9 protein-coding genes are annotated in these 8,073 nt (G+C 45.4%); 3 read left to right on the top strand and 6 right to left on the bottom strand.

What is annotated here, in order from left to right; translation table 11 throughout:
• Positions 1 to 131: 131 nt before the first annotated feature.
• Complete coding sequence (locus R7Q48_RS08805) at positions 132 to 1,385, bottom strand: uracil-xanthine permease family protein (RefSeq protein ID WP_005389855.1); 1,254 nt, start codon at positions 1,383 to 1,385, stop codon at positions 132 to 134.
• 365 nt (positions 1,386 to 1,750) lie between these two features.
• Between R7Q48_RS08805 and R7Q48_RS08800 the strand changes: the two genes are divergently transcribed.
• A complete protein-coding gene (locus tag R7Q48_RS08800; protein WP_151515044.1) occupies positions 1,751 to 2,959 on the top strand; it encodes a DUF2066 domain-containing protein in 1,209 nt (402 codons plus the stop codon).
• 140 nt (positions 2,960 to 3,099) lie between these two features.
• Here R7Q48_RS08800 and R7Q48_RS08795 read toward each other — a convergent pair whose 3' ends face one another.
• The 4 genes from R7Q48_RS08795 to R7Q48_RS08780 are packed head-to-tail and all read right to left on the bottom strand — an operon-like array spanning position 3,100 to position 5,951.
• Entirely contained in the window at positions 3,100 to 3,540 is a 441-nt protein-coding gene (locus R7Q48_RS08795; RefSeq protein WP_005380407.1) for a DUF2069 domain-containing protein, read from the bottom strand.
• A 22-nt stretch (positions 3,541 to 3,562) separates the two neighbouring features.
• On the bottom strand, positions 3,563 to 4,132 hold the full coding sequence (gene wrbA / locus R7Q48_RS08790; protein ID WP_012841512.1) for an NAD(P)H:quinone oxidoreductase: 570 nt from the start codon (positions 4,130 to 4,132) through the stop codon (positions 3,563 to 3,565).
• Positions 4,133 to 4,483, bottom strand: coding sequence for an arsenate reductase (glutaredoxin) (gene arsC, locus R7Q48_RS08785; protein WP_005380410.1), 351 nt, complete (start codon positions 4,481 to 4,483; stop codon positions 4,133 to 4,135).
• Between the two features lie 16 nt (positions 4,484 to 4,499).
• Positions 4,500 to 5,951 (bottom strand): tetratricopeptide repeat protein, encoded by a 1,452-nt coding sequence (locus R7Q48_RS08780; RefSeq protein ID WP_213867008.1) that lies wholly within the window; start codon positions 5,949 to 5,951, stop codon positions 4,500 to 4,502.
• Positions 5,952 to 6,208: 257 nt separating this feature from the next.
• On the opposite strand from R7Q48_RS08780, the gene R7Q48_RS08775 reads away from it, so the two are divergent.
• Positions 6,209 to 6,445, top strand: a complete 237-nt coding sequence (locus R7Q48_RS08775; RefSeq protein WP_165439040.1) for a sulfurtransferase TusA family protein — start codon at positions 6,209 to 6,211, stop codon at positions 6,443 to 6,445.
• A gap of 1 nt (position 6,446) precedes the next feature.
• Positions 6,447 to 7,520 (top strand): AI-2E family transporter, encoded by a 1,074-nt coding sequence (locus tag R7Q48_RS08770; protein ID WP_005389843.1) that lies wholly within the window; start codon positions 6,447 to 6,449, stop codon positions 7,518 to 7,520.
• A 77-nt stretch (positions 7,521 to 7,597) separates the two neighbouring features.
• Here R7Q48_RS08770 and bcp read toward each other — a convergent pair whose 3' ends face one another.
• Positions 7,598 to 8,068, bottom strand: coding sequence for a thioredoxin-dependent thiol peroxidase (bcp, locus tag R7Q48_RS08765; protein WP_005380418.1), 471 nt, complete (start codon positions 8,066 to 8,068; stop codon positions 7,598 to 7,600).
• Positions 8,069 to 8,073 lie beyond the last annotated feature (5 nt).

Below are 8,073 nucleotides of genomic sequence, written 5' to 3'. Positions count from 1 at the left end.
ATTGGCGCTGGACTAAACAAAGGCCCCCTTTTAGGGGGCTCACACAAAGCCACCTTCTTTAGAAGGTGGTAATTTACATCTACAAGAGGAGAAGAGTAAGACACGCCAACTAATAAAGCGGCGCAAACGAACTATTTCGCGCTTTCTTCTTCCATTTGCGCGTTATCCACAACGTGGTTTTCACCTAAATCGTTTGGTAGCACAAGGTTAAGAATAATTGCCACGATACCGCATAGGCTCACACCTTGTAGACTGAACTCACCAATACCGAAAGCCATACCACCAATGCCAAACACAAGTGTTACGGCAACAATCACTAGGTTACGAGACTTATGTAAATCAACGTTATTCTTGATCAGTGTGTTGAGGCCTACCGTTGCGATGGAGCCGAACAGCAGAATCATGATGCCGCCCATAACAGGAACTGGAATCGTTTGAAGAACCGCACCTAGCTTACCTACCAATGCAAGTACGATTGCGGTGATTGCTGCCCAAGTCATGATCACAGGGTTAAATGCTTTGGTTAGCATTACCGCTCCTGTTACTTCACTGTAAGTGGTGTTTGGTGGAGCACCCACCATCGAAGCTGCGATAGTTGCCACCCCGTCACCTGCGATTGTGCGGTGAAGGCCTGGTTTTTTCAGGTAGTTTTTACCTGTAACGTTTGAGATAGCAAGCATGTCACCTACGTGCTCAACCGCAGGTGCGATAGCGACAGGAATCATGAACAAAATTGCGTTGATATTGAACTCTGGCGCGGTGAAGTTTGGCATGGCTAGCCAAGCCGCTTGTTCTACGGGAGTGAAATCAACCACACCGTAGAATAGAGAAACAGAGTAACCAGCAAGAATACCACCAACAATAGGAACGAGCTTCAAAAAGCCTTTTGCAAAAACGCTGAGTACAATGGTTGTGAGCAGTGAGACCGCCGAGATAATGATCGCAGCATCACCATTAACTAGCTGTGCCGCTCCATCACCAGTTTTACCTACCGCCATGTTCACTGCTGTTGGGGCAAGGCCAAGGCCGATAACCATGATCACAGGGCCAACGACAACGGGCGGGAGAATTTTATGGATAAATCCAACACCGCGCACTTTGATCATCGCCCCTAGAGCCACATAAACTAAGCCCGCTGCCATCAAGCCGCCCATTGTTGCACCGATACCCCAAGTTTGGATACCGAACATAATAGGAGCAATAAACGCAAAAGAAGAGGCAAGGAAGATGGGAACAGAACGTTTAGTCATTAATTGGAAGAGGAGAGTACCGACACCGGCACCAAAGAGGGCTACGTTTGGATCAAGGCCAGTTAGGAGCGGCACAAGCACCAAAGCACCAAAAGCGACAAAGAGCATTTGAGCGCCTTGTAACGCGTTTTTCATAATAATTCCCTATTTTCAAGATACGCAGACAAATCCGGCGAATACTATCATCCTGCAATCGTTTGCAATGTTGCATAGATCAAACTTTCGATTGAATTTTTCCCATAAATAGCACTTTTGAGAGTTGCTTGCTTGCAAATTGTCCTCTTTTACGTGTCTTGCGTGAAGATGAAAAATGGACAGCCTAACTTGTTGAGATAGCTTAATAAGCAATGAGTTTATTATAAAAAATAGCACTGAAGCGCTGGTTGAGGCCCGAGTTAACAAAGCTGGTCATAATACAGACAATTTACTCAGTACTTACCTTGCTCAAGATTTGATAGTTGCTTATTATTCGGGTTCTTGTTCAGAGGATTATAAAAACTATGCGCTATTTAGCTCTCTTACTGATAGGTTGGTTGTCCCTACCAGTATATGCATTAACTCAGGTGGATATCTATCGTGCCGAAGTGGTTATCGACAGTGAGCAGAACGACGGTGAGTCTTTGGCTCGTCAACAAGGTATGCAGGATGTGATTGTTCGAGCGACCGGTTCTCAATCCTCTTTAAGCAATCCAGTGATTAAAAAGGCACTTAGCTCAAGTGCGCGTTACATTTCTCAACTGAGCTATGGACAGGTTGATGGAAAAGCGAGCTTAAAAATGTTGTTTAACAACGACCAAATCAGCTCTCTTTTAACACAAGCACAATTGCCATCTTGGTCGCCAAATCGTGCCAATATTTTAGTTTGGATGGTTGAAGAACAGGGTTACGATCGTAACATTGCGTGGGAACATTCTGAATCTTCAAATGTTGCAGCACTTCGTAGCGCAGCGAAACTAAGAGGCCTACCAATCACTATCCCGGTTGGGGATTTTGATGATGTAACCGGTGTTAATGTCTCTGATCTTTGGGGCGGCTTTATTGAGCCAATTGGTCAAGCCAGCCAGCGCTACCCAGCTGACGCCGTTTTGGTTGTACGAGCTCAAGGTGAACAAATTCGTTGGACACTCTACGACCAGTCGCCAACGAGAATTGTAGAAGCGCAACGTTCTCCGCGTAGCGGGTCTGCATCAGGTGCTAATGCTATTGCAGAAATGGTGGATGGCATCGCAGACTACTATGCAAGTAAGAGTGCAGTTGTGGTTTCAGGAAAGTCTTCAAAAGCGCTAGCAGTGAAAGTCCTTAATGTAACCTCTGCAACGGACTTCTTCCGTTTAGAGAATGCGTTAAAACAACTTAATTCGGTTGCGGGTACAGAGATTAAGCGTGTTCAAGGGGACGAGTTAACGCTCAACATCCACCTTTTGGCATCACAACAAGCTTTTGAGAAAGAAGCTTCTTCTATTTCTCAATTAATGGTTTTTGAAGATCCTTTAGGTGAAGTTGATGCCCCAGCTTCAACTCAAGAAGAAGAGCCATTGGTTCAGAGTAATGAAGCAAAAGACGCCGCGACGCCAAAAGAAGCGCAGCCTGAAGTACCAGTAGATATTGTGGCAGAAGCAAGTGACGAAACACAGCCAACTCAGCCGATGATTGTGGAGCCTGTCCGAGAACAGTATGACTTGATCTACGAGTGGCGCTCGGCATCGTAATCTCCTTGGTAGCGTTCCAGGCGTGAAACGCAAGGATCAAAGACCAATGTGGTAAGCATAAAAAAGAGTCGCAATAGCGACTCTTTTTGTTTTCTAAATTCGTATTCGAACCAATGATCAGTGATTGACTGCGATTGGCGTTATTTATTGAATTTCGCTTTTTCTTCTTTTTCTACTTGAGAGAGGCGTTTCAACTTAAGACCTAGCTCTTTGCCTCTCGCTCTAGCAAACAAAATATTACCAGCGAAACCGAGTGAAGTCAGTATCAGTTCCACTGCCGCAAGCCAGCGTTCACCCCCATCCACATAAAGGATGGTCAGAGCATGCAAGAAATACAGCATAAGAACAAAGTTAGCCCAAGCATGAGTGTAAGGCTTACCAGCCAAAATACCAGGCAACGGAAGTAATAGCGGAATACACCAAGCAATAGCAAGTGTTGTGCTGCTGAGGTGAGGGTGAGGGGACAACGCAAGCTGCCAAATAGCGACCCAGGCCAATAAGGCTAAGTTGCCAAATAAAGCCAGGTAACGATAGGTTTTAGCCTGTGTACCGAGTGGTGTTTGGTCTAAAGAGTCAGACATCGATTAACTATCCTTGATTTTACTAACAGACTTTTAGTTTTAACGCTGCAGTTGCCAGCCTTTTGCCTAATTGTTGTGCCAGACGAATCTCTTCACTGCTGAGGGTTGCCTCATGGCCTACACTGCTGGCGCCATACGGAGTGCCTCCGGACTGCGTAGTGTGTAGCTCTGGTTCGGCATAAGGAATGCCCAAAACCATCATCCCGTGATGCAATAAAGGGGTCATCATGCTTTGTAACGTTGTTTCTTGACCACCATGCATCGAAGAGGAAGAGGTAAAGACACAAGCTGGCTTATCGATTAAGTCACCACTGACCCATAAAGATGTAGTCTGATCCCAGAAGTGCTTTAAAGGCGCAGCCATGTTGCCAAACCAGACGGGACTGCCAAACGCTAGACCGTCGCACGTTTTCAGTTCCTCTAGAGTAACAATTGGATCAGAAGGGGAGTGTGAGTGAGGTGACAATTCTTCAACTGTACGCAAAATTGCTTGGCATTGAGGAGTCGATTCGACTCCTCTTGCTATCTGTCTTGCCAGTTGTTTTGTTGAGCCGTGACGGCTGAAATACAAAATAAGGATCTGGCAATCCATTTATAGAATATCCAACACTTGCTCTGGTGGTCGACCAATTTTCGCTTTGCCGTTGGCAACTACCACCGGACGCTCAAATAATTTTGGATTTTTCGCCATTGCTTCGAACAATTGCTCATCGCTAACAGAGTCTTCGCCTAGGCCAAGTTCTTTGTATTCGCTTTCTTTGGTGCGCATCATTTCACGTACAGATGAAAAGCCAAGTTGTGCGTACAGCGCTTTTAGCTCATCTACGTTAAGTGGTGTGTCTAGGTATTTGACGACTTCCGGTGTAACACCATTTTGCTCAAGCAGTTCAAGTGTTTGACGACTCTTTGAGCAACGAGGGTTGTGATAAATCACGACTGACATGGTTTTCTCCATTTCGTTATTGTAATGCCATGAATCGATCTCTTTGGATCATGAGTTGGTCAATACGGGCATCGTATCGAGCTTGCTCTAAGCTGCCCAACTTGGCCATTTTACTTGCTTCACTATAATATTGAATCGCTTTATTCCAGTTTGCTCGCAACGCCAAAATTTCCGCTCGCGCAGCCAACTCTTCATCACTACGTCCTAGCGCGTGGTAGCTCTTCGATATTAGGTGCCAGCCATTTGTATCTTCAGGATAGTCATGAGTGTATCTTTGAAGAACTCGCGTGGCTTGATCGTTTTTATTGTCCTCAAGTAGCGCATTGGCGTAGTTAATGGTCAATACTTTATTTTGAGGGTTCCGAGATAACGCTTTGCGGAGCATCTCGGTTGCTTTTTCTGGCTGCTTCTTCTCGATGTATAAATCCGTCATAGCGTCCAAGTAAAACGGGTTACTTGGGTCTTGTTCCAGTAACTTTTTCAAAATTGGTTCCGCTTGAGATAGGCGTTTATTGTCTAAATGCACGAGTGCTCGACCATAATCAAAAGCAGGTGTAATGTCCGCAGAGGCTTTCTTTTGGGTTCTCTCAAACCAGCTCAGGGCGGCTTGTCCATCAATGCCAGCGTAACGAGCGACAATGCGCGCGCGAGCTAGATGATAGTTTATTGAAGGCACAACACGCATTGGAGGATAGGTTCTTGCTCGCGCACGGCTATCGGTAATTCGATCTTCAGGCAGAGGGTGAGTCAGGAGCATTGGTGGCGGTTTACTCGCATAACGATACTCATCAGCAAGACGGCCAAAAAACCTTGGCATTGCTTGAACATCAAAACCGGCTTTTGCTAGTGTCGAAATACCAAAGCGATCCGCTTCTTTTTCGTTTGCACGAGTGTAGTTGATTTGACTTTGCATGTTGCCCGCGGTTGCTGCTGTAATTGCAGCCATCCCCGCTTCGGGTGAGGCAATTGAAAGCAGTAGTGCCCCCGCAAGTGCGGCTAATGTGGCCGGAGAGCGGCGTGCTTGTTCTTCCATACTCCGAGCAAGATGACGTTGTGTGACGTGCGCTATCTCGTGAGCGACAACAGAGGCCAGCTCACTTTCTGAACGAGCATGAAGAAACAACCCAGAATGCAGTGCTACATAGCCACCAAAAAACGCGAACGCGTTGATATTACGGTCGCGAATCATAAAGAAGTGGAACGGCGTTTTTACATCATTCGCATTGGCCACTAATTTGTGCCCAAGAGAGTCAATATATTCATTGATGACAGGGTCATTAACGATAGGTTTACTGGCTCTGAGCATACGCATATAGGCGTCGCCATAAATCAACTCTTGGTCTATTGAAAGCGTGCCACCAGCAGCTGTGCCAATGTCTGGCAAGTCAATGCTATTGGCATAAGTTGTCGGCGAACTGATGGCAGCAGCAAGACATAAGCAAACTAGCGAGCGAGTGCGTTTTAACATACGTTTAAAAGGTTCTCCAAAATACATAAGCATGTGGTTACAGGTCGAGAGCCTATTAACAGCGCCACATACGTTTTGGTTATCCGTGAGGATATAAGCTAACAGTAAGACCGGAAATAAATGAATTGGTTTCGTAAATTATTTTATATCCGAGCTCTTTCAGCATGTGGTTAAATCATGTCAGAAGTGCTAGCACCAGCTCAAAAAGCCGTTACAATACAACCCTATCATAAGTGCAGAGCAATACAATGGAATCCATGTTACTTGATTTGCGTGAGCAACGTTGTCCTATGGCACTGTTACTTGCAAAGCGTCATGCTGCTGAGGTCTTTCAAGGAGAAGCAAAGCAGTATCATCAACTTGTCATTCAAGTGGTGGACAACAGCTCTAAACGAGACATTGTGAACTATCTTAGTGCCCAAGGGTACTCTGTTGATTGCCAATCTACATCAGAGCACTACACATTGACTGTCTTCAATAAGGAATCCTCATAAGATGTTTGAAATGGTTAGTCGTTGGTATAAACGACGTTTCTCTGACCCTCACGCAGTAAGTCTCGTCGCGATCTTGCTGTTTGGCTTTATCACCATTTACTTCTTTGGACACTTGATTGCGCCATTACTTGTCGCGATCGTTTTGGCTTATCTACTTGAATGGCCAGTTGTCAAAATGTGTCGTATGGGCGTGCCGCGCACTTTGTCGGTTATTATCGTGATCTTGGTCTTTGTCGGGTTAATGTTAATTGCGTTGTTTGGCTTGGTTCCGACGATTTGGACTCAGGTCGGTAATCTAATTAACGATATTCCGAACATGTACAACGGGCTACAAAAGTTTATTGTCACATTGCCAGAGCGCCATCCTGAACTAGCCAATTTAGAAATAGTAGAAACCGTGGTGACGAACGCCAAAAACCAAGCACTGGGGCTGGGTGAAAGTGTCGTCAAAGGGTCGCTTGCTTCATTAGTTAGCATTGCAACGCTAGCGGTATATTTGATCTTAGTGCCACTCCTTATCTTCTTTTTGCTTAAAGACAAAGAAGAAATGCTGCGAATCGCAAGCGGTATTCTGCCGAAAAACCGTAAATTGGCGAATAAAGTTTGGCATGAAATGAACGAGCAGATATCAAATTACATTCGCGGTAAAGTGTTAGAGATTTTAATCGTGGGCGGTGTGAGCTACGTAACTTTTGCCCTTTTAGATCTTCGTTACTCGGCGTTGCTTGCCGTAGCCGTTGGTCTATCGGTTTTGATTCCTTATATCGGTGCGGCGGCTGTTACTGTACCTGTTGCTATCGTTGGTTTGTTCCAATGGGGTTTAACGCCTCCGTTTTATTGGTTGTTGCTTGCTTACGGTATTATCCAGGCGCTTGATGGTAACGTCTTGGTTCCTGTTCTGTTTTCCGAGGCAGTAAACTTACACCCAGTTGCTATCATTGTGGCTGTATTAGTCTTTGGTGGGCTATGGGGTTTTTGGGGGGTGTTCTTCGCCATTCCTTTAGCGACATTAGTCAAAGCCGTATGGCATGCATTACCAAGCACGGAAGAAAACGAACCTGTCGAACAAGAGTAGTTGTTACCAAAGGTACAATGGTTAAAAGAAAGCCCAGCAGTTTGCTGGGCTTTTTGTTTGTAGAAAAACAATAGCGTTTAAGCGTTTTCGTTTAAGTAGTTTAATACGACTTCGTGGTGATCTTTGGTTTTGAACTTGTTGAACACATGTTCGATCACGCCTTCTTCATTGATCAGAAAGCTAATGCGGTGAAGACCGTCGTATACTTTGCCCATGAATTTCTTTTCGCCCCAAACGCCGAACTGGTCAGCAACGGCATGATCTTCATCGGAAAGCAGAGTGAAGTTTAAATCATCGCGCTCGATGAACTTGCCTAGGCGCTTTACAGGATCGATGCTTACGCCGAGTACCACCACGTTATGTGCATCGAGTTCAGCTTTGATGTCACGAAGGCCTTTTGCTTGTGTAGTACAACCCGGCGTCATCGCCTTAGGGTAAAAGTAGAAAAGTACTTTCTTGCCTTTAAAGTCTTCAAGAGAAACGGTATTTCCGTCTTGGTCGAGCAAAGAGAAGGCTGGCGCTGGCGAGCCTGCTGTCAGCGTATTCATTTTGA

This window comes from Vibrio sp. 378, assembly GCF_033339435.1.
This window is presented reverse-complemented; position numbering and strand designations above follow the sequence as displayed.

What these genes read in the sequence shown, in the direction of transcription:
- R7Q48_RS08805 (WP_005389855.1), bottom strand. Translation starts at nt 1,385, where the DNA reads ATGAAAAACGCGTTACAAGGCGCTCAAATGCTCTTTGTCGCTTTTGGT.
- R7Q48_RS08800 (WP_151515044.1), top strand. Translation starts at nt 1,751, where the DNA reads ATGCGCTATTTAGCTCTCTTACTGATAGGTTGGTTGTCCCTACCAGTA.
- R7Q48_RS08795 (WP_005380407.1), bottom strand. Translation starts at nt 3,540, where the DNA reads ATGTCTGACTCTTTAGACCAAACACCACTCGGTACACAGGCTAAAACC.
- wrbA (WP_012841512.1), bottom strand. Translation starts at nt 4,132, where the DNA reads ATGGATTGCCAGATCCTTATTTTGTATTTCAGCCGTCACGGCTCAACA.
- arsC (WP_005380410.1), bottom strand. Translation starts at nt 4,483, where the DNA reads ATGTCAGTCGTGATTTATCACAACCCTCGTTGCTCAAAGAGTCGTCAA.
- R7Q48_RS08780 (WP_213867008.1), bottom strand. Translation starts at nt 5,951, where the DNA reads ATGTTAAAACGCACTCGCTCGCTAGTTTGCTTATGTCTTGCTGCTGCC.
- R7Q48_RS08775 (WP_165439040.1), top strand. Translation starts at nt 6,209, where the DNA reads ATGTTACTTGATTTGCGTGAGCAACGTTGTCCTATGGCACTGTTACTT.
- R7Q48_RS08770 (WP_005389843.1), top strand. Translation starts at nt 6,447, where the DNA reads ATGTTTGAAATGGTTAGTCGTTGGTATAAACGACGTTTCTCTGACCCT.
- bcp (WP_005380418.1), bottom strand. Translation starts at nt 8,068, where the DNA reads ATGAATACGCTGACAGCAGGCTCGCCAGCGCCAGCCTTCTCTTTGCTC.